Below are 21,234 nucleotides of genomic sequence, written 5' to 3'. Positions count from 1 at the left end.
GACCACACCAAACACCTAGGCCACCGCAACTACCATCATCGAGTGCATTCGAGCGTCATAGCGATTTCAAACTACTGTAGGCCGGTCCGTCATGGCAAGCAGGAACCGGGGAAAATCTCAGTCCGCGAGCGAGTACGAGGCAAGTGCGTTGCGACGAGTCAACATGGCATCCGCTATATCAATCGCTCGCCCGAAACGCCTCCCGCTTAGCAAAGCGGCCATCCGGGAGCGGCTTCGGGCAATTCCCATGTAGGTTCTCAGCCTGTTGGGCTGTCTCAAGGGAAGTCGAGGCTGATCCGGATCAAATTCCCAGGGGTGGAAATAAAGCATAATTGCTTGATTCTGATTTGAGAAACTCGCCTGATCGATTGCGCGGCGCATCCAGGCACCAGGGAGGAGGCGGAAGTACCCTCCCCCCCCAATTGGCACAGTGAGACGGCCTATTTGCAAGGTCGCCGGGGGGAATTCGAGGATTTCGTGACGCTCTCCACGCACCAAAAACGGGGTTCGGGGGGCGCCTGGGACACCATACCGATCATGGTGAATCGGATAGATCGACGAATCGTAACGCAGACCGCAACTCGCCAGGATGTCGATCGCCCAGGCCGTTTTCCGAACCACGCTAAACGTAGGAGCCCGATAGCCGAGTACCGGTTCGCCGGTGATGTCCTGCAGGGCGTCGAGGCTCAGACGAAGGTCATCCTGGAAGGTCTCGGGAGTCATCCTGTGGAGCCGCTGGTGGTCCCAGCCGTGGCTGGCAACCTCATGCCCCGCCCGGTGGACGGCGCGGACCAGGTGCGGATTTGATCGGGCAACCGTCCCGAGGATGAAGAAAGTGGCGCGGATTTCCTGGCGTTCCAGCTCTTCCAGAATCCACTCAGTTGATGCAGTCATCCTCTGCGAGTACTGGCCACGCAGGTTCGAATCAAGGTCGAGACCCGCGGCGGCCTCGATCCGATCATGCTCCTCGACGTCGAAGCTGACGATGAAAGGGGCCGCACCTTTTTGCTTCGAGGGATGCGCAATGTAATGAGGTCTGGCCTGATCGGACGCCGCCGATATCGGTCGAACTGAATGCTTCAGCGACATGAGGATCTCCTGGGCACATGACAGACATTTTCATGATTCAACGTACAGAATTATATTTTGAGTCACAAGGGTCAGCGCCACCCCCTCATTAGCGGGCCGATGCAATTTTTACGCCAATACGCCGGACCCTGCGATCACATCAGGGTCACTACCTCATTGATGTGCTCCCAAATCCCTTCGCCGAATCGATGCGGCGGGGAGTCCGAGTCGACCTCTCTTTCGCCGGAAGTAATGACGGAAATGGGATTTGGTAATTTTTGAGAATCATGTCTCGATGACCGCGACACGACAAACACACAACCATGAGACATCTTATGTTGATTTTTCTCAACGCAGCCCCATTCGTGCGAATTACGACGTTGCCATGTGCGAGCGAGCGACGTATAACCGTTCCGACCATCGTGTAATCATTCGCCCCAGTGTTCGTGTGAGCTAATGTGTCCCGACGACGCTCCGTGCAGGACACGATCCCCACGCCACACCGCTGGTAGCTTGTCTTCGCTTCAGACCAACCTTCATATCGCTCCGACACCCTTGCATCCAGTGACTCTGATCGTCGCGATCAGCACCAATTGTTCCATTGCATGCAATTTCCAGGGTCGTTGTTGCAGCGTTTTGAACCACCTGCTTTCACCGATCAGCTCATGAATCGCAACCATATCCCCCATTTGCCTCATCGACCAAGAGGGACGCCAGAACGTTCCACAACTTGCTCGATTTTTCCTCCGCAACACATTCTTGACCATCTTCGCGCTCTATGATTCTGCCAGAAGTGAGTCGCATTCGTGTTCTGCCGGTTCCATGGTGGTGGACCGGCCCGGGAAATAGTTGGGGCTCAGCTCGAAGACGGCCGAGCATTTCCGGCACGATCGACCACACGATTCAATGACATTGGTCTACCCACACTGAGCCACACCTCGGATCAGTGCCGATCCAGGTCTGCGCCCACTCGCGAGATCACCCGATGAGCCGCCATACTCGCCTTCGCGTTCGCCGTTCCAGGACGCTGAACCTGGAATCTCTTGAGTCGAAAACGCTCCTGAGCAATTCAAGCTTCGCGGCGCACTTCGACTTCGGGCTGGATTCGTCCCCGGTGGAAGAAAATTTCACCAAGGTTCCTCAATATGTATACAACCAAGATCGTGGATTTGGGTGGCAGGCAACCAGGGGACTTGGTGCGATCGACCGGAAAGAGTCGAGCTTCTTCCTCCGAGATTTCCACCAGGGTCGCGATCACACCTTCATGGTCGATGTGCCGATTGGTGTTTACGATGTGACACCGACGCTGGGAGATGCTCAAGCTGCTCGTGACCAGATTTCACTCTGGATCGAGGGAGATCTGGTCGCCTCCAACGTTCGTACCTCAAAAGGTGAATACGCGAGTCCAACGTTTCGCGTCATTGTCGCAGACGGCCAGTTGAACATGCGGTTGGCCGATCAGGGAGGGGTCAACTCGACGTTCGCACTGAACGCGCTGAGTGTGGTCGAAGTCACCCCACTGTTGGTCAATGCCGGAGCAGACAGAACGGGGATGGAAGGCAAACCAATCGGTTTCGAGGCGATCGCATCCGGCGCAGGTCCTTTCGAGATTGTCTGGGAGTTCGGTGACGGTTCGACGCAGACCGGCTCGCTGACGCCGACCCATACTTACCTGGACAACGGAACCTACACCGCGACCGTACGGGTGACCGACGCCTCCGGCATCACGTCAACCGACTCGTTGAAGGTCACAGTCGATAACGTGGCACCCGCGGCATCGCTTTCCGGTCCCTCCTCAGGCCAAGCCTTTGTCCCGCTGCAATTCGCTGCCTCGGCCACCGATTCCAGTCCCATCGATCAGTCCGCAGGCTTCGACTATCGCTGGCTCTTCGGCGACGGGACCCAAGCGATCGGCCAGAACGTCTCCCACACCTTTGCCGAGGCCGGGACCTTTACGATCACGATGACGGCGACCGACAAGGACGGGGGATCCACCACCGTCTCCACGACGACCACGATCGCTGCTTCCGCGAACACGGCACCGCTCCTGGATCCCGTCGGTGACCAGGAGATCGATGAGCTGACCGAGCTGACCTTCGTCGTCACCGCCAGCGACCAGGACGTTCCCGCCCACGGCTTAACCTTCAGCCTCCTCGACGCTCCCGAAGGGGCCTCCATTGACCCTTTAACCGGGGTCTTTTCCTGGACCCCGACCGAAGCCCAGGGCCCTGAGTCCTACAGCGTCATCCTCCAGGTCAGTGATGGCCAGCTCACCGATCAGGAAACGATCACGGTTCGTATCCACGAAGTCAACGCCGCTCCCGTCCTCGCGCCGATCAGCAATCAGACCGCCATCATCGACACCGAACTCCGCTTCCAGGCGGTTGCGACCGACCCCGATCTCCCCGCCCAGATCCTGACCTACAGCCTCCAGAACGCCCCCGCCGGTGCCTCCATCGATCCCGCCACGGGCCAGTTCTCCTGGACCCCCACCGCCAACCAGATCGCGACGCACTCGATGACCGTCCTCGTCAGCGACGGTCAGGCCACTGTCAGCCAGCCCCTCACCGTCACCGTCCACGCTCCGTTGGCAGCCAACACCATCCTCATCGACCAGGCCTGGCTCGCCGCCCGTGGTGACGGCCCCTACTACCTCGACCAGGCCGACACCACCTACGTACTGCAAACCGACGTGACCGTCGAGGGGACCGCGTTCATCGTATTGAACGGCAACATCACCTTCGACCTCAACGGCCATACGATTACTTACGGCAACAGCGCCCCGATCCATGTGCCCAATGCCGGCTTCGAGGACGGCAGTTCGCCGACTGACGCCCCCGGCTGGGATCTGTCGCAGGCCCCATCAGTACATCGTGCCCCTGCTCGCGAGGGAATGTGGGGCACGTCGATGCTCCGGTTCGAGGCAATCCAGGCGCCGGAGACCATCGTCTCCGAGGTGCTTGATCTACCCTCCGCCGGAGTCGAGTATACCGCCGCGGTCTCGATCAAAGGACGCTGGGGTTCTTACGTCACCTTGTCCATCCTCGACGCGAAGACGGGTTCAGTGCTCGCCAGCTCTCGGACCCGCGCCGATGGAGGCCGCACTGCTCTGGCCACCCTCGTTCCCCCGAGCGCCATGTCCGTCCGACTGGCCATCACCGCCGAACCTCCCGAGGGGGAGTCGGACACGATCGACCTCGATTTCGTCGAGGTCTCTCGCGCCCGCGAATCCGGCATCGTCGCAACACCCTCGACGTATTACCTGCCGTCATACCTCCAGACCTCGTACGTCAACAACAATCGAACCAAGGTCCGCGACTTCACGGTGACGAACGGCCGGATCGTGCAGGGGCCTGCGCTAGGCTATCAGGGGATCCCGCTCTACCTCCGAAGCTCCACGGGAGCAAGGGTGGACAATGTGGAACTCCGAGCGGGCGGCCTGGATACCCACATGATCAACGGCCAGTGGGCCACCAACACGACGGTTCGCAACACACAAATTGTCGGGTCGATGAGCCGCGTCTCGGACCGCCAGGCTTCCTATGGAGCCATCTATTTCTCCGCCGCGAGTGGCTCGGTCCGTGTCGAAAACAACCAGATTTCCGGTGCTATCCAGAATGGAATCCTCATTACAGGGCACAGCCTGTCTGAGGTCATGATTCGGGGGAACGAGATTCGTCACGACGGGGTCGCGACGAACAGTTACGGCCTCGCACTCGGTACTGGACTTAAGAACTTTGAGGTTTCCGGAAATACTGTCATCCCGGTGAATGGCCGAGGGATCATCATGGACGGAAGCGGGGGAGCCGGTGTTATCCAGAACGGCAGTATCCACAACAATCACCTTGAGGCTCGGGAACGCCCAAATCTCGAGTACGGCGCGAGCAGCATAGAGGCGACCGCATTCCGGATGAGGAACTACTCCTCCTCCTTCCAGAACATCAACATCCACAGCAATACATTTATCGGAGAGACTGGGCCTGGTTTGGCCTGGGCAACCGCCGGGGCCCGGATCAGCGCCAACAACGGCAACGGCCAGATGACGGACGCGAACATTCACTTCGCCAACAACACCTTCAAAGCGATCGTCACAGAAGCAGATCCCTCGATGGCACGCCAGGCCTGGGGGTTGACACTCGCTACAATTCACGCCGGAACGGGCATCACGTTTTCGGGGAACACGTTCGAGAGTAACCACATCGCTCTGAACATCGGCGACAACGACGGCTACGACGGTGTGAATGAGGACATTTCGTTCCTTAGCAACACGTTTTGCAAGTCGACTGAAGGGGCACCCATGCTCTTCTCAAGCCTGAACGTCGGAGAAATGAAGACATCCGCCCATAACCTTCGATTCTTGGACAATCTCTTCATCGATGGTGCTTCAGAAACCGTCCGCTACGTGGGAATCAAGACCAAGGATCTCCACTTTGGTCAGCACGTCGATTTCGAGTTGATTGGCCCCGAAGGTACCGCTGTATCAAACGGCCAAGTCCGGCTTTACGATCGAGAACAGAACCTCGTCTTCGAAGGAACCACAAACACGGACGGTCGCCTCGTATCTGTGCCGGTGGTGACCGAAATTCAACGACAGATCACCTCGGACCCAAAGAATATCACCCTCGACCCGCGCGGACCATTCACGATCGAGGTGATGAGCGGCGATCAAACCTACCTGCGGACGTTTGAGATCACGACGAAAATCCTGCGCATCAACTTCGACAACCGCCCCCAGGGATTGCCCGACTTCTACACGACGACCGGCAGGACCCCACTTGTCGTCGATGCACCTGGGGTATTGGCCAACGACCACGGCCCAGACGGCGTCGTGATCGTCGCAGAGTTGGTCGAAGGTCCCACCAAGGGCACGTTGAACTTCAATCCCGATGGCTCCTTCACCTACGTCGCCAACACGAACTTCACCGGCATCGACCAGTTCACCTATCGACCGACCGACACCGTCACCGCAGGAGATCCGGTGATTGTCTCCATCACGGTGGAGCCGCCGGTCATCGGCGAGTTCGAGTTCGAGACGGTCCACACCGAGAACTTCGACACCGGCATCTTCCCGGCGGGATGGCGGCAGTGGTCCAACCTCGCCAACGGCCTGATGACCGTCTCCGACGCTCGCGCGTTCAGCCCAAATCATTCCCTCCAGTCCGATGGGGTGAGCAACACCGCCGCCACCGCCTGGGTCGATCAGGATTTCGGACCCGACGTCCGCGTCGGTGCCACGATGTTCGCGAGTTCGCTAAACCCAGTCATGGTTCTGGCTCGTGGCAAGAACCTGGACTCGGCGACACCGTCCTACTACGCGGCTGTCATTACCCGTGGCCTGCGGATCGAACTGATCAGGGTCGAGAACGGAGTGGTGACCTCGTTGGGTTCCGTCACGAGCCGGGACTGGGTGAGCCAGCAATGGGTTCGGGTAACGCTGGAAGTGGTCGGGGACATGGTGAGGGCCCAGGTCCAGCGCATGGACACCGGAACGTTCCTCAACGGCGATCGTGGGTTCCAGGATCACGCCACCTGGGCGCTAAGCGTCTCCGATGACGCCCTGGGCGAGGCGGGGTTTACCGGAATCCATCGGGATGGCCGTTATGCCGGGGCGATGCACCTGGATGACTTCCAGGTGCATCGCAGAATCTGACACCAGACTCCCTGTGCTGTTACCTCCCGTTGGGAGATCCGCTTCACTGGCCGTTTTCCAGGCAGCCGAAGAGCGGCCAGTGAAGCACAAACCTCAAATATTCGGAACAAGCAAATCGGACTGATCCTGACCCAATCAACGAATCCCCGGAACCACTAGTGGTCCACCACTATTGAGTTGTCGGGTAGAGTCGACGGAGTTTGATCCGGGCATCGGTCGTGGTGAACTGCCAACGGATCGTGACGCCTCGGCCATTCCGCTCGTCCTCCCACGCCGCCACCTCCCGCTTCAACTCCTCCTTGGATTCGATCCGCCGGTCCAGGCACTGCCGGGCCAGCACCGATAGCTCGATCTCGGCCATGTTCAGCCAGCTGCCGTGCTTCGGCGTGTGGTGGATCTCCAGACGCTCGGCGATCCGACGGGCCTGCTCCGGCTCGAACGCCTCATACAGGCTGGCCAGCTTGTGGGTGTTCAGGTTGTCCATCACCAGCACCACCTTCTCGGCCTCCGGATAGACCTCCTCGACCAACGCCCGCACCACCTCGGCGAAGTCCACCGCCGTCCGCCGGTCGGTCACCTCCACGTGCCGCCACCCGGCGTGCGGCTCGGAGATCATGAACAGGTTGGCCGTCCCGTTGCGGACGTACTCGTAGTCGATCCGAGCGGGCTGGCCCGGCCGGGCCGGGACCGGCTCGGCCACCTCGCCGATCAACTGCTTGCTGGCCTCGTCGAGGCAGACCAGCGGCCGCCTCGGATCGGGCGGGCGATGGTAGACCTCGAGGACGTCCTCCATCTGGCAGACGAACTCGGCGTTCGCCTCCGGCGGCAGGCACCACCGCTCGACGAGCCAGGGCTTGATCTCGTTTTTTGGAGCGTCCGCCGGACCGTCTCGTCGGAGATCGACTCGACGACCTCCAGTTCGACGAGCTTGTCGGCCAGCAATTGCATCGTCCACTCCTGACGGCCTTCCGGCGGCTTCGAGCAGGCCAGGGCGACCAGGTGGGCCTCGGCCCGACCGTCGAGCTTCGGCAGCCGGCTGGGCCGGTCCTGCGGCTTGCGGACCAGGGCGGCCTCCAGGCCCTGCTCGACGAATCGCCTTCGGACCCGCTCGACGGTGGCGGTGCTGACCTCGACGGACTCGGCGATCCGGTCGTCGGTCCAGGCCGGGCCGCCGGGGGCGGCATCGGCCTTGAGCAGGATGCGGGCGTGGGCCAACCGCTTGGCGGCGGCCTTGCCGGCGGCGATGAGGTCGTGCAGCTCCCGGCGTTCCTCGTCGGTCAGGGTGACCCGGTACTTCTTCATGGCGGCCTCCTGAAGTGGTTGCCACCTCAGGAGAACCGATCCCATGCCAGCCTGCAACTCAATCGTGGCCGACTACTAGGACACCCAGCGAGGTCCCTGCAATCCGGAAGACCGGGAGGCGGGTGGAGAGATCATCGAGCACCTTTTGAACGCCCGGCCACCATCGGGAGTAATCGTGCCAGATGATCACCCCGCCGGGCCGCGTCATCTCTAACGCCGAGTCGGTATCTCGACGAACGTGCTCGTAGCCGTGGCCGGCGTCGATGAAACAAAGATCGAGTTGATGACGATAAGGCGAGGGATCGAACTGCAGCGAGTCGCCGAACAGCTGATCGACCTGTTGCTGCTCGGCCGTCCCCAAGAAAAATTGCCCAACCACGACCCCGGAGATTTTTCCGACTTTTCTGTCGTGCCCACTGGCTTTCCGGGCGGGATGGTCGAGTGGGAGGTCGAGCGTCCACACGCGAGCCGTCGGACCGCAATTTGCAGCGAGGTGCCATGTGGTTAATCCATCAAATGTACCAAATTCAAAAATTTTCTGAGCTTGTATACTCTGGGCGATGGCGGAAATCGTGATTAACTCATCGAGTTTTACGTTTCCAAAGCGATTGGCGAATGGACGTAGTACAAGCCGCGTGTTAGGGATCGCCGGCCATACATCGAGCGGGTCTTTCGACTTCAGCTTCCTGGTGACCCGGAAGCGAACTCGGCGAACAAACGACTCCATGGCGTACGGGATCATTGAATGCCCTGATGTCTCGGAAACAAGGAGGATTAGGCCTCAACCAAGCGTAATCCGAGGCTGATCGAGGACGGGAGGCTCGAAAACCCCTGGTTTAGGCGAACAATCGAGGGACTTCACCCTCTCGTCGATGCGCCCCCAGGAGGTTTTCGAGTGAACGCCAATGTCCACCGCCAGTTGAACCGACGCAAGAGGCGAATCGCCCGCCGGATCGAGAATAAGCCCGGCGTCGAATCTCGTCAGCCGATGATGACCGCCTCGAATATCCACTACCAGATCACCGAGAGGACTCGTGCCATCGCACCGGGAGGCATCGGGGCGATGCACCTCCTGGCACAGAGGCTCGGGTTCGTTCGGGACATCGACGAGGGCCTTCACCTGCTCAAGCGGCACCTGCCATACTTCGAGAGCGACCACGTCCTGAACATCGCCTACAACCTCCTGGCGGGGGGCAGCCGCCTGGAGCACATCGAAGTCCGTCGCAATGACGAGGTCTACCTCGATGCCCTCGGGGCGAGACGCATCCCCGACCCGACCACCGCCGGGAACTTCTGCCGACGGTTCACCGAAGGCGATGTCGAGCAGTTGATGGACATCGTCAACGAGACCCGGCTGCGGGCCTGGAAGGAGCAGCCCGACGCCTTCTTCGAGGAGGCGTTCCTCGACGCCGACAGGACGATCGCCCCGAGCGACGGGTGGTGCAAGCAGGGGGTGGATATCTCCTACAAGGGGGTGTGGGGGTACCACCCGCTGGTCGTCTCGCTGGCCAACATCTCCGAGCCGCTGTTCCTGGTCAACCGCAGCGGCAATCGCCCCTCGCACGAGCACGCCAACGACTACTTCGACAAGGCCGCAGCCCTCTGCCGACGGGCGGGGTTCAAGAGGATCACGTACCGGGGGGACACTGACTTCACCCAGACCAAATGTCTGGACCGGTGGGACCAGGACGGCGTCCGGTTCATTTTCGGGATCGCCGCCATGGCCAACCTCAAGGGCCTGGCCGAGCGGCTCCCCGACCTGCAATACAGCGAACTGGAACGCCCGCCCGGGTACACGATCAAGACGGCACCTCGCCGGGACAGGGAACGGCACAAGGAGCGGATCGTCTCCGAGCGGAAGTACGACACGCTGAAGCTGATCGGCGAGGAGGTGGCCGAGTTCGAGTACCGCCCGGTCGCCTGCGAGAAGGCGTACCGGGTGGTCGTGCTCCGCAAGAAGCTGATCGTCGAGAAGGGTCAGTTGTGGATGTTCGAGCCGGACCGATTCTTCTTCTACATCACCAACGACCGGACGAGCCCGGCCTCCGAGATCGTGTTCCTGGCCAACGACCGGTGCGCTCAGGAGAACCTGATCGCCCAGTTGAAGGGTGGGGTGAAGGCGATGGCGATGCCGGTGAACGACCTGGTGAGCAACGGGGCGTACATGGTGATGGCCTTGCTGGCGTGGAGCCTGAAGGCGTGGAGTGCCCTGGTGCTGCCCGAGGGGGACCGATGGTCGGAGAAGCGGTCGTTGCTGCGGATGGAGTTCAGCACGTTTTGCGTGGCGATGATCCAGGTGCCGTGCCAGATCATCCGGACGGGCCGTCGGATCATCTACCGGTTGCTGGCGTGGAACCTGTGGCAGGGCGTGTTCCTCCGGTTGGTGGAGCGGCTGCACGGTCGGCGGTTGTGTTGAGGGATCGGCGACCTGAAGCCGGAGTCCGGATACTCCGGTCCGTATGGGCTCCGAACCGACGAGAGGCGGTGTGGTAATGAGTAACCGAGGGCGGGACGGCGGGAACCGGGTGGCGATGGCCCGGCTCGGAGAGGGTGCGTGACCATTCCGGGCCGGAAACGATCCGAGATGGGGGCTCACATTACGCTTGTTTGAGGATTAGGCTGCCCTCGACGGGATCCGATTCATGACGTGGACGGCAACGCGATTACGAAGCGACTGGAAACCGATCTCCAGACCGTACGCGAAAAGAAGGTGAACCGTGGGCACAATCGTCCCAACCGCCAGGAGCCGAATCCAGCTTGTCACCGGCCAAATGGAGACCAAAACAACCCACACCAACATCAGCGAAACGCCTGCGATGGTTGGAAGTACAAATGCACTCCGGAGATAGCTTACCAGCGATATTTCAATCACACTGCAAGCATAATATATCAAATATATGTTCATTATTACACTAGGAATCATTGTGCCAATCGCGACTCCAACAATCCCGAATGGGCCAATCAGCAGGAGGCTCAATCCCAGGTTGCTTATTGCTTCAATCATGACGAGCCGTGAGAATCCCCGTACTTTCCCCACGCCGTAGAGGATCCGTCCCGCAATCGATTGGGAAAGCACGAGGGCGAGTGGAGCGGCCAGGATGATCAAGACCGGATAGCAACGCTCAGCATGTTCAGGACCGATCCACAGACGAAAAAATGGCTTACCCAAGAAGAAGATCCCGAGTTGAACCGGGATGATGAGCCATAGGACGTACCGGGTGCCCTTAATGTATACACGTCGAATCGCCTCGAAGTCATTTTGCCCTTCGAGCTGGCTGATATGCGGGGTCAGCACGGTCGTCATCGACCGCAGGGCACCCTTGACATGCTCGGTGAGGCGCGAGGCGAGGGCGAAGTAGGTGATTTGCGAGAGCGGCAAAAACGCCCCGATCACCAGCGCATCGGACTGGAACGAGATACGGCCGGCGATCATCGCCACGAAGGCATGGACGCTGTAACCGCCGATCATGTGAAGCGTTTCGCGGTCGACGAGGTGGGGAGCGAAGCGGAGACCGGGGAGATAGGCGAAGGCCATGATGGCCAGCACCAGGTGCTCGATCAGGGCGATGACGGTCACGGTCAGGGCGATGGCGGCGAGCCCTCCACCGCTTCGCACCACGAGCAGCATCGCCACCGAGCGGACGACCAGCGTCACCATCCGGACCAGCGTCTTGGGCACGTAACGCTGGAGGCCGTCGAGCACGGCGGCGAAGACCCCCATGGGCAGCCCGACCGCCAGGTTGAACGCCAGCAGCGCGAACAGCCACCACGCGTCGAAGCGGTGCTCTGAGGGGACGGGCAGCCAGCCCCAGACCGGCCCCAGGAACAGGCTCGCGACCGCCAGGACCCCCAGACCCGCCAGCGAGAACAGGAAGACACTCGCGCTGAAGGTCCGGTTGATTCCCTGCTGATCCTGGCCACCCTCGAACCGGGCGATGTAGCGGACAACCGCCGCACCGATGCCCAGGTCGAACAGGGTCAGGTAGGCCAGGATCGACTCGATGAATGCCCAGGCGCCGTATCGTTCATCACCCAGTCCCCGAACCAGGATGGGCGAGACGAAGAAGACGGCCACCATCTGGGCGAGAGTGCCGACCCAGTTGATCGCCGCGTTTAGTGCAAGCCGACGTTTCGCGGAAGGACGGGCTGAGGTCATCGAGCACATTCTCAGAAGTTCAATGAACCGACATCCGGAGCGGCTCATCGACCGCCGAGACGGGGCGATCGTTCCTGTCCGATCGGCCCTTCCTGCCTTTCAACGTCGCCTTGACCGACTCGGGCCACCATCCCGTCGCCAGGGCGCGCCAAGCCTGGGCATGCCAGGGGCGGTGCCCCAGCGCCCGAGCCAGCCAGCCAAGCCACACCCTCGGTCGCCCTGCTCCTGCGGCGAATGCGACATCGCAGCAATGCTCGGCCAGGGTCATCCGAATCAGAGCGGGATCGAGCCGCGCTCGCCCACCATACTCGTCGAGGAACCGGTAGATGATCTTGCGGACACACCAGACGCGCTCATGCTGCCGACTCGACATGTTCGCATGGCCGGTCCGATATAGTGTCAGCGGCTCATCCACGAAATCGAACTGGTACTTCAGCGCGATGCGTAGCCAGAGGTCGTAGTCGATCGAATACTGGGTCGTCTCGTCGAAGAGACCGACCTCGTCGAGGACCGACCTCCGCACCATGCTCGAGGAGAAGCAGATAAACGGGCGGTAGAAGAGGGGCGCGAGCACATCGCCCCGGAGCGGCGTCCGGTCACCCCGATCGATCGGACTGCCCAGTTCGTCGATCCACCCCCGGCGTGAGTAGACTACCCCAATCCGACAACTCGGATCTTTCTCGAACAGAAAAACCTGCTTCTCCAGCTTCGAGGGGAGCCAACGGTCGTCGGCGTCCAAGAACGCGACATAACCGCCTCGGGACGCCTTGATCCCGGCATTCTTGGTGCGTGGCTGGCCAAGATGCTCGTTTCGGAGATACCGAATTCGAGGATCGTCCAGGTACGGCTGGATGACCTCGTAGGTCTGGTCGGTCGATCCGTCGTCGACGACGATGACCTCGTAGTCCTGGAAGGTCTGGGCCAGTACCGAGTCGATCGCACTGGCGAGGTAACGTCCATAATTGTACGTTGCAATGACGACGCTGACGGAGATCGTAGATCGATTCATGAGGCACCAAGTTAGAATGGTTCAAACAAAAAGGTCAACGAAATTCTGGAACATGACCCTCGGCTCGCTCACTGAAATCTCGTTTCCGCATGAACTTCCGAACAAAATGACTTGTCTCAAGGCGAGGAACCCCAGCTGAAGCTGAAGTTGACCCCATTGTCCAGACCACTCGGGCCGGAATTTACGTTATGCTCCGACCAGGCGTGCCCGATCATGGCCTGTTCGTCTGAGTGTCGTGGTAGACTTCGGCGGGGGTCCGGCAGGACAGGCTCTGGTGGGGCCGTTCGTGGTTGTAGGCGACCGCCACAGCCGCTCGATGAACACGTTATCCAGGGCACGCCCCCGGCCGTCCATGCTCACCGACACCCCGTGCTCCTGCAGGCGACCGGTGAACGCCTTCGCCGTGAACTGCACCCCCTGATCGGTGTTGAAGATCGCGGGCCGACCGTCGCTCAGGGCTTCCTCCAATGCCTCCAGGCAGAACCGGCCGTCGAGCGTGTTCGAGAGCCGCCAGCAGAGCACGTACCGGCTGTACCAGTTGATCACCGCCGTCAGAGACATGAAGCCTTGATCCAGCGGGATGTAGGTGATGTCGGTGGACCAGACCTGATCGCGACGGTCGATCGTCAGGCCTCGGAGCAGATACGGATAGACCACATGGTCCGGGTTTCGCGTGCTGGTGCGTGGGCCGGGAAAAATCGCCTCCAGGCCCATCCGGGCCATCAGCCGCCCAACTCGCTTGCGATTGACGTGCTCCCCCTGATGGGCCAGCCAGGCCGTCATGCGACGGCTGCCGAAGAACGGTGTCCTGAGATATTGCTCGTCGATCAGCCGCATTAGTCGCAGGTTCGTGGGCGACTCGCGGGCGGGTTCGGCGTAGTAGCTCGAGCGGTTCAAGCCCAGCAGTTCGCACTGGCGACGGATGCTCAGATGCGGATGATTCGGCTCGATCCAGCTCCGCCGCGTGGCGACGTCAGAGGCCAGTTTCTTTTCACCCAGGCCAGCTCCATCTGGAGCCGGCCGATCTGCTCGTAGAGTTCGCCCTGCAGGGCCTCGAGATCGGGAGTTCGTTTGCTCGACCCACTGGCGAAGAGGTGCTCGACGCTGTCGAGCAACTGCTTCTTCCACTGGCTGATCTGCACCGGATGGACCTGATGCTCCCGTGTCAGTTCGGCGATCGTGGCCTCCTGCCTGGTGGCCTGCAGGGCGCCCTTCGCCTTGAAGGCCGGTGAGTGCCGCTTGCGGATTCGTCCCGTGGTTCGTCCTCGATCAGTTGCCCACAAGGATAACTTATCGAGTGGTCCGAAATCTGGGTTCCACTATACAATCACAAGCATTCCTTGGCCCGTTTCGTCCTCGTAGCCAACAATGACCGATTTTTCCTATAATTAGCATCCACTGTGCCTACCTTGGGCCCACCGGATGACATCATCTCGGGCCCAGTAGCGTGCGTAATCGATCGGGAGATACCGACCCTCTTCATAAAGACGACGTCGCTTTGAGCTCGTAGCAATGGCCCCGGTGACAGCGATCGCGCTTGGACCTAGTCGATGTATCAATCCACGATTCTCCTCGATTAACTCCCGGATAAATCCTAGGTGAGGGCTTATGCGCGCAACCTCCGGATCGTAGAACCAAGATGATCCACTAATCCCACGCAAAACCGGATCAGAAGAGAGCACACTGGCAATCAGCTTGTAGGACTGGGCCACCTGCTCCCGCGTAAAGCGACCTCGCTCCAGTTGGGGCAGGTGCATCTCTATCGTTGGCGCGAACCCGTGCATTCGTGTAGCAAGGAAATGAACCAATCTCGGCCGTTCCTTCAGAGGGCACTTCAATAGGTTGATCCTTGGAATACCACTGTACTCGAAATAATAGATCCCAACTGGGATAGTCCGGACCAAGCAACGACGATATACGTGGAATGGGTGATCAGTCGGTGACACCAACCCAACCCATTCCCCGGCTTCCACACGAGATAGGATTGAGACAAATTCTTGCCATACGAAGTTCTTAATTTCTCCGGGCAACGATGAACGGCTTAACTTAGCAATCCCCCGCAGCATCACCTCGCAGCAGACAGCAGCCTCGACCGCCGCAATATCTCCCGGTCCGACACGGGCCGCCCACTCCAGTCTCAGTCGTTCGAGGAGCTGTTTAACCGACCAATCACCACGTCTATTGACGTGTGAGGAAACTTCTCTTGCTGCTCCCTCGGGATCGATCCCGTGCTCGGAGAATCGGTAGGAGCAGCATATCCGCTGTCGGACATCCCGAAGCCGATATACCAGCTCAGCTGATTCGACGATCACCTCGGCCATCGTATTCATTAGAGTCCTGCCATAAGAAGTTCGAATCGATGGAGCGAAGTATCGGCCCCCACATTTACTCTTTTAAGAGTGTACAAATCTCTTGTTATTTTATTTAGACCTGGGATCGTTGTCAGACCGCAGCGATAGCCGAGCCGTTCAAGGAGCCTCCCAGTCGCCTCCGTGAAGTCGCCCCTACCTCCGTTCGGATAGGCGAAGAGTTCAGCAGACCCGAGTCGTTCGATCAGAATGTCCCGTGACGCACGAAGCTCGGTTTCTTGGTCTTTGGCTTCGCAGCGTGCCAGTATCTGGTGCGTGTGCGTGTGCGAGCCGAAGTTCACCAACCCGGTTTTTGCGAGCCGATCGACCTCATCCCAATTCATGCTTGCCAGGGGCGATTCGGGCCCAATCCGTGAGAACGGGTCGAGCTGCCGATCGATCTCAGTCAAGGCATCGTCCTTCCGCTGCCGTTGCATCTCGATCAACCGGCTAACCAGCGCCCCAAATGCCTGTGACCGCTGATCCGGTGTTTGCAGAGGCCATCGACTTTCGTCGAACACTACCTCTGTCGCCTTGGTGGTTGCGAGAGCATGAAAGAGGATATCGGGCCAAGCAGGTTGATTAGTCCCGACCACACCTGTGACCAAGAAGATGGTGGAGGGGATTTGGTATTGCTCAAGAATCGGAAATGCGGTGGTAGCGACATTCCGGAATCCGTCATCGAAAGTCAAGCAGGCAACACGCGGTGGTAGCGGTGCCGATCGTCGGAGCCGATCCACGACCTCATCCAGAGGCAGTACATTGTACTCGGCAGCGAGAAACTCGATCTGAAGCTTGAATTCATCCCTATGAACTTGACACCAGTTCCATACTGGAAGGGGATCCGCGACAACGCCATGATACATTACAATCGCAACGCGAGAGGCGTGCAGCCGCCGAACAGCCGCAAGATATCCCGGCATGCGGTTCGGAACAGCTAGAGCGCGACGAGCCCCTTTCCATACGAGATCCGTGATACCTAAATGCATTGGCATCCTTGGCATGATGCGGTGCTCCTAACGTGGCACGTGCCAAGCCTCTAGTCAGGCATATCAGGAGTAGGACAAATAAATAAGGAGAGAAGGAATCGGTTAATCGTCAATGTAGAGCTTGTAGCAGCGGCAGAGCCTCCAGTGAATGGATGGACATGGTGGCGCTCTCGTATCTGTGGTGACAAGAAATGCGTCAATTGACGCTCTAAATTAATCGGTTCTCATTGATTAAGTGTGTTTGATTTGCGAAGGGGTTCAGCACCTTCGAGATACAGAACCGATACTTCCCCGAAGGCTCCTGGGGAATCTGCTCGACGAACTCGCAATCGTACTCGACGTCGCTCCCGAACCTTTCAGTGACGAGTTCCTGGATGCGTACCTCGCTCGGTGGTCCATAGGCGGGGCCACGAACGATACGGAAGGTGAAGCGATCTAGTGACTCCTGGATGATCTGCAATTGCTCGATCCCCGGCACGAGGATAGCGAAGTTCTCGGTGAGGGAAATGCCGGAGATTAACTCGCCGCGCCGGGTGGTGACGTAATCTGCCTCACGCCCTTCGATGCGATCGAGCAGGGGCATCCCTGTCCGACCGCACGAACACGGTCGACCAGACCAAGAGGCGACGTCGCCTACCTGGTAGCGGATCAAGGGCATGGCGCGATTGACCAGATCGGTGACGATGATCGAACCGGGTTCACCGGTGCCGACAGGGCGGCCGTCGCGGATCAACTCGACGTACTGACCGTCGGTGTTGACGTGCAACCCTTCGTGTTTCTCGCATTCGCAGGCGATCAGGCTGACCTCCTCGCAACCGTAACGATTCGTCACCTTGCAGGCGAATTCGGCCTCGATCACCTGCCGCTGCCAGTCGTGCAGGACCATCGCCGAGGTGATGATCCCTCTGGGGCGGATTGAACCAGTACGATACTGCCGTACGAAGGCAGCGAAGAGATACACCGAGTGGGCATGGCCAAAGATCAGTGATGGCTGCCGCCTCGCCAGGTCGTCGGCGAAGCGGGCCATCGACTCCTCGTCCATCTTGAGCGTATCGAGGTAACGAGATCGTTCCAGCAACCTGTTCCGGAGCCGCCCTCGCAACCCCCGCTTCAAGTATTCCGGATTCCCCCAGACCATGGCGATCGGCTCACCGAATCGCCAGCCGCTCCATTCGTCACAGCGTAGTGTGCAGCCACGTCTGAACTGCATCGCCTCCTCGTCCGCCCAGACCTCCAGCGAAACCCCCGTAGATCCCGAAGTCGTGTTACGCCTCAAGTCAGTACGGTCGCGGTACGCCTCCGAGATCATATCCGAACCGGACAATCGAATATCGGCTTTGGTCAGGAAGGGAACCGCCTGAAGATCATCGAAGGTTCTCAACGCTCTTGGATCGAAACCCACTTCATCGAAGCGACGCCGATAAAAGGGCACCGTTTTGTGAGCATGGATCAACAAGTGGCGCAAAGCCGAAAGTTGCCTTTCTGCGACTACCTCAGCCACATCAAACTGTGTCCGCCTCAATCGGCGATAGTGACGCAGATAGGGGCTTCGCTCATGGGCAGCCCAAAGCGGACCGATCAGGTGACGAATCGCAATCGCGTGCAAACTCATCGCGGTACCCAGAATTTCGGATCGAACTGCTCTCGATCGACCGCATCCCATTCATTGTGGGAGTCCCCTTCGTGAGAGACTTCGATCTCGGACTGCTTGCGTGCCAGGTCCCTCGCCAGGATCAGGAACGCACCATACCAGAGCCAGGTGAAACGGAAGAGGTTATGTCCCGCCCAACCCAGAACGAGGAGAAGGATCAGCGCGTGACCGATTGCGACGGCGAGGGCACGAAGGAAGTCCGGGTTCGTTCCGGGAACGGGGTGTGGACGAAGTGATCGGATCGACAGAACATAAGACACCATAAGAAAAACTATTGCACTGAACGTCACAACGCCAATCAGCCCCATCTCTCCCATCACCTGACCATAAAGGTTGTGGGATTCGACAGGACTCCCCGTGGCCGGAATCCACGCACCAGGGCCACACCCGGTGAGCGGAGACTCCGCGAAGAGTTTTTGCCCCAGGTGAAATCCCTCAGCCCGGCTCTCCGCGGATTCCTGGGCGCTCGCCGGACCGACCGAAGGGTCGATCAAGGTATAGAACCGAATCTGGTGATCTGGCGGGAGAAGCGACCAGCACAACGGACCGAGAAGAGCCATCAAGACAATCCAACGCAGCTTACGCTTGACGTTCAGGCTCATGAGAGTCGCCCAGACGATCAAGCCCACCAAGGCGGATCGAGAGCCAGTCAAGAAAACACATGTCACTGAAATCCCTACATAACCGAACATCAACACACGACCTTTTCGACCCGGGATGATAACGCCGATCAGGGTGACAAACGCCAACGAATACAGCACACTCGCAGCGAAGGAATTAGGATCCCCAAGACTGGTATCGACCCCGATCATGCGAGCGATCCCCATGCGATACGTATGACGGCCGCAGAGGTATTCCCTGAAAGAGTGCAGCATGTAGAGTGCGTTGATTCCGAGGAATCCCAGGAGAATGTGTCGCAATTCACGTTCACTCTGAATTGCCGTAACGAGAATGATAAAGAAAATAATTATCTTCATGTAGTCTTCGACCAGAATTTGGCTTGATACGCTCGAAAACCAAGAGCTGAATATCCAACACACAATCACGCCAAATGCAAACGAAATATAAGCGTAAACCAATCCACTCGACTTCCACCGAAACCGCCCTGATCCAAGCCAGGCCAGAATCGTGGAGATCATGTAGAGCCGCTCAAGGCGAATCGTCGCCAGAACAGGCCACACCTCAAAGGGCCGGTGAATGAACAGCCACATGTAACCAATTAGCATCCAAACCATCTGTAGTTTTTTTGGCTTACCTTATTGATCCGCACTTATTGCGACTCCCCAACATCCGATCGTCGGAGGCACCAACTTGCGGCCTGGGATCAGTCGTAGCCACACGTTGTTACGTCTTCGACGGAACGGAACGCGAGGCGGGCACCACCCTCGAACTCGAAGGTGACCATGGCACCGCAAGAGCCCCAGGGCTCCATCCGATAGCCGCGCAGCCTGACGCCCCGTAATCCCCTCGCCGCGGCGACATCAACGACCGGGTAGTCGGAGCCGATCTCTGTTGCCACAAACGGCTCGGGCCTGCCCTCGGTGTCCCGCCAGAAGACGATGCCGAAGTCGAAGTAGAGCCAGTGCCATCGGCCCTCGAAGCAGAGGAAGGTGACGTTGGCCGGCTCCACGAGGGCACCACCGTGCCAGTACTCCTGGCACAGGATGGCGTCGCATCGCAGCCCGTCCAATCGCGGGGGCTCGCCGTTGATCTCCAGCGGTTCCACGACGCTCCCCCCGGACCCCGTAACTGACGGATGGACGGGGGCCGCCCCGACCGAGACGATGGCGGGTACGAAGCCAGCCAGACACCCCGAACGGAGCTGGCCCCGATGACATCTTCGCAGCCGCTTCCCGCCCCGTTCCAGTGGTTCTCCCGGCTCGCCGCCGCGCTCGATCATCGCTCCGCCCCGAGGCTCGCCCTCCTCTTCTTCGGGGCCGTCCTCGCCCGACGCCTGCTGACCGAGGTGGTCCGGCCGCTGCTCCAGGGGGCTACGCGGCTGACTCTCGCCCTGGACGATACCCCGACTCTGCGGTATGGCCCGCACGTCAAGGGGGCCGGCGTGCATCACAACCCGACACCGGGGCCGGCCGGCTCGGGCTATGTCTACGGGCATGTCTTCGTCGTCCTGGCCCTCCTCGTTGCCCATTCGGCGTGGGGAGTCGTCGCCCTACCGCTGTTGGCCCGGCTCTACGTCCGGAAGAAAGACCTACCGGGCATCGACCCGAAGCATCGGCAGGCCTTCCGAACCAAGCTGGAGCTGGCCATCGAGTTGCTGCGGTGGGCCAAGCCGTGGCTGGACCAGTTGAACGTGCCGATCTGGGTGGTGGCCGACGGCGCCTATGCCAAGAAGGAGTTCCTCAAGCCGGCGGAGTCCCTGGGGATGACCGTCGTCAGTCGGCTCCGAAAGGACGCGGCCCTGCGGAGCTTGCCCGGCCCCCGGCCGGCAGGCAAGCGAGGTCGGCCGCGGACTTACGGCCCGGACGTGATCGACCTGGCCAAGCGGGCCGGCCAGCGGCGTGTCTGGTCCACCGAGACGCTCACGCTTTATGGGGTCGCCACGGTCAAAAAGTACAAGACGTTCCTGGCGACCTGGCGCCCGGCCGGTGGCGTGATCCGGGTGGTGCTGGTGGACGAGCCGACCGGCTGGCGGGCGTACTTCTGCACCGACACTTCGGCAAGCGTGGCCGACATCCTGGGGGCGGTGGCCGACCGCTTCAGCCTGGAGATCACCTTTCGAGAGTGCAAGCAGGTCGTGGGCGCCGGGCAGCAACAGGTCAGGTTCATCTTGGCGAACATCGGGGCATTCCACATCTGCCTGTGGACGTTCACGCTGACCGAGGCGTGGGCCTGGGGTCGCAAGGCGGATGATCTGGTCGATCGCTCGGCCTCGCCGTGGGACTCAACGTTGCGTCGTCCGAGCCACGCGGACAAGCGGCGCGCGTGGCGTCGTGAATTGCTGGGAGAGGAGATTCGTGCGACTCTCCGCCCGGGGGCGACCGAGTCGGGAATCCAGGCCACAGCCGAAAGGCTGCTCAGCTTGGCCGCATGACATATACAT

General features: G+C 60.0%; 12 protein-coding genes and 1 pseudogene. 3 read left to right on the top strand and 10 right to left on the bottom strand.

The features are described 5' to 3' along the window. Window positions 1-117 precede the first annotated feature (117 nt). Complete coding sequence (locus tag AB1L88_RS13900; protein WP_367097266.1) at window positions 118-1,089, bottom strand: XrtA system polysaccharide deacetylase; 972 nt, start codon at window positions 1,087-1,089, stop codon at window positions 118-120. Window positions 1,090-2,053: 964 nt separating this feature from the next. Between AB1L88_RS13900 and AB1L88_RS13895 the strand changes: the two genes are divergently transcribed. Continuing rightward, a complete protein-coding gene (locus AB1L88_RS13895; protein ID WP_367097265.1) occupies window positions 2,054-6,718 on the top strand; it encodes a PKD domain-containing protein in 4,665 nt (1,554 codons plus the stop codon). 169 nt (window positions 6,719-6,887) lie between these two features. On the opposite strand, the gene AB1L88_RS13890 is transcribed toward AB1L88_RS13895, so the two are convergent. Together AB1L88_RS13890 and AB1L88_RS13885 are read right to left on the bottom strand one after the other, a co-directional pair. Next, window positions 6,888-8,020, bottom strand: a protein-coding gene (locus AB1L88_RS13890; protein ID WP_367097264.1) for an IS630 family transposase whose coding sequence is annotated in 2 segments (ribosomal slippage) — window positions 6,888-7,588 and window positions 7,588-8,020 — 1,134 coding nt in all. Because the reading frame shifts where the segments join, the coding sequence is not laid out codon by codon here. A 58-nt stretch (window positions 8,021-8,078) separates the two neighbouring features. Next, window positions 8,079-8,747, bottom strand: a complete 669-nt coding sequence (locus AB1L88_RS13885; protein WP_367097263.1) for a class I SAM-dependent methyltransferase — start codon at window positions 8,745-8,747, stop codon at window positions 8,079-8,081. Window positions 8,748-8,867: 120 nt separating this feature from the next. On the opposite strand from AB1L88_RS13885, the gene AB1L88_RS13880 reads away from it, so the two are divergent. Beyond that, window positions 8,868-10,436, top strand: coding sequence for an IS1380 family transposase (locus AB1L88_RS13880; protein ID WP_367097315.1), 1,569 nt, complete (start codon window positions 8,868-8,870; stop codon window positions 10,434-10,436). Window positions 10,437-10,634: 198 nt separating this feature from the next. Here AB1L88_RS13880 and AB1L88_RS13875 read toward each other — a convergent pair whose 3' ends face one another. The 7 genes and pseudogenes from AB1L88_RS13875 to AB1L88_RS13845 all read right to left on the bottom strand — a co-directional run bounded on the left by AB1L88_RS13875 (window position 10,635) and on the right by AB1L88_RS13845 (window position 19,899). Beyond that, window positions 10,635-12,176, bottom strand: coding sequence for a flippase (locus AB1L88_RS13875; protein WP_367097262.1), 1,542 nt, complete (start codon window positions 12,174-12,176; stop codon window positions 10,635-10,637). Window positions 12,177-12,195: 19 nt separating this feature from the next. Then, window positions 12,196-13,185 carry a glycosyltransferase gene (locus tag AB1L88_RS13870; protein WP_367097261.1) on the bottom strand — a complete coding sequence of 330 codons (990 nt, stop codon included), beginning with the start codon at window positions 13,183-13,185 and terminating at the stop codon, window positions 12,196-12,198. A 211-nt stretch (window positions 13,186-13,396) separates the two neighbouring features. Beyond that, window positions 13,397-14,468, bottom strand: a pseudogene (locus AB1L88_RS13865) (IS3 family transposase). 1,046 nt (window positions 14,469-15,514) lie between these two features. After that, window positions 15,515-16,522: a polysaccharide deacetylase family protein gene (locus tag AB1L88_RS13860; RefSeq protein ID WP_367097260.1), complete on the bottom strand. Its 1,008-nt coding sequence runs from the start codon at window positions 16,520-16,522 to the stop codon at window positions 15,515-15,517. A 208-nt stretch (window positions 16,523-16,730) separates the two neighbouring features. Next, a complete protein-coding gene (locus AB1L88_RS13855) occupies window positions 16,731-18,134 on the bottom strand; it encodes a phenylacetate--CoA ligase family protein (RefSeq protein ID WP_367097259.1) in 1,404 nt (467 codons plus the stop codon). Beyond that, complete coding sequence (locus tag AB1L88_RS13850; protein WP_367097258.1) at window positions 18,131-19,384, bottom strand: O-antigen ligase family protein; 1,254 nt, start codon at window positions 19,382-19,384, stop codon at window positions 18,131-18,133. Before AB1L88_RS13850 ends, AB1L88_RS13855 begins: the two co-directional genes overlap by 4 nt. 113 nt (window positions 19,385-19,497) lie before the next feature. Further along, window positions 19,498-19,899 (bottom strand): hypothetical protein, encoded by a 402-nt coding sequence (locus AB1L88_RS13845; RefSeq protein WP_367097257.1) that lies wholly within the window; start codon window positions 19,897-19,899, stop codon window positions 19,498-19,500. A gap of 105 nt (window positions 19,900-20,004) precedes the next feature. Between AB1L88_RS13845 and AB1L88_RS13840 the strand changes: the two genes are divergently transcribed. Further along, window positions 20,005-21,225, top strand: a complete 1,221-nt coding sequence (locus tag AB1L88_RS13840) for a transposase (protein ID WP_367097256.1) — start codon at window positions 20,005-20,007, stop codon at window positions 21,223-21,225. The last annotated feature ends 9 nt before the right edge of the window (window positions 21,226-21,234 follow it).

Origin of the sequence: Tautonia sp. JC769 (assembly GCF_040717455.1) — a bacterium.
GTDB lineage: Bacteria > Planctomycetota > Planctomycetia > Isosphaerales > Isosphaeraceae > Tautonia.
This window is presented reverse-complemented; position numbering and strand designations above follow the sequence as displayed.

Coding starts and splice junctions, on each gene's coding strand:
- AB1L88_RS13840 (WP_367097256.1), top strand. CDS start 20,005: ATGACATCTTCGCAGCCGCTTCCCGCCCCGTTCCAGTGGTTCTCCCGG.
- AB1L88_RS13860 (WP_367097260.1), bottom strand. CDS start 16,522: ATGCATTTAGGTATCACGGATCTCGTATGGAAAGGGGCTCGTCGCGCT.
- AB1L88_RS13850 (WP_367097258.1), bottom strand. CDS start 19,384: ATGTGGCTGTTCATTCACCGGCCCTTTGAGGTGTGGCCTGTTCTGGCG.
- AB1L88_RS13900 (WP_367097266.1), bottom strand. CDS start 1,089: ATGTCGCTGAAGCATTCAGTTCGACCGATATCGGCGGCGTCCGATCAG.
- AB1L88_RS13870 (WP_367097261.1), bottom strand. CDS start 13,185: ATGAATCGATCTACGATCTCCGTCAGCGTCGTCATTGCAACGTACAAT.
- AB1L88_RS13895 (WP_367097265.1), top strand. CDS start 2,054: ATGAGCCGCCATACTCGCCTTCGCGTTCGCCGTTCCAGGACGCTGAAC.
- AB1L88_RS13875 (WP_367097262.1), bottom strand. CDS start 12,176: ATGACCTCAGCCCGTCCTTCCGCGAAACGTCGGCTTGCACTAAACGCG.
- AB1L88_RS13885 (WP_367097263.1), bottom strand. CDS start 8,747: ATGGAGTCGTTTGTTCGCCGAGTTCGCTTCCGGGTCACCAGGAAGCTG.
- AB1L88_RS13855 (WP_367097259.1), bottom strand. CDS start 18,134: ATGAGTTTGCACGCGATTGCGATTCGTCACCTGATCGGTCCGCTTTGG.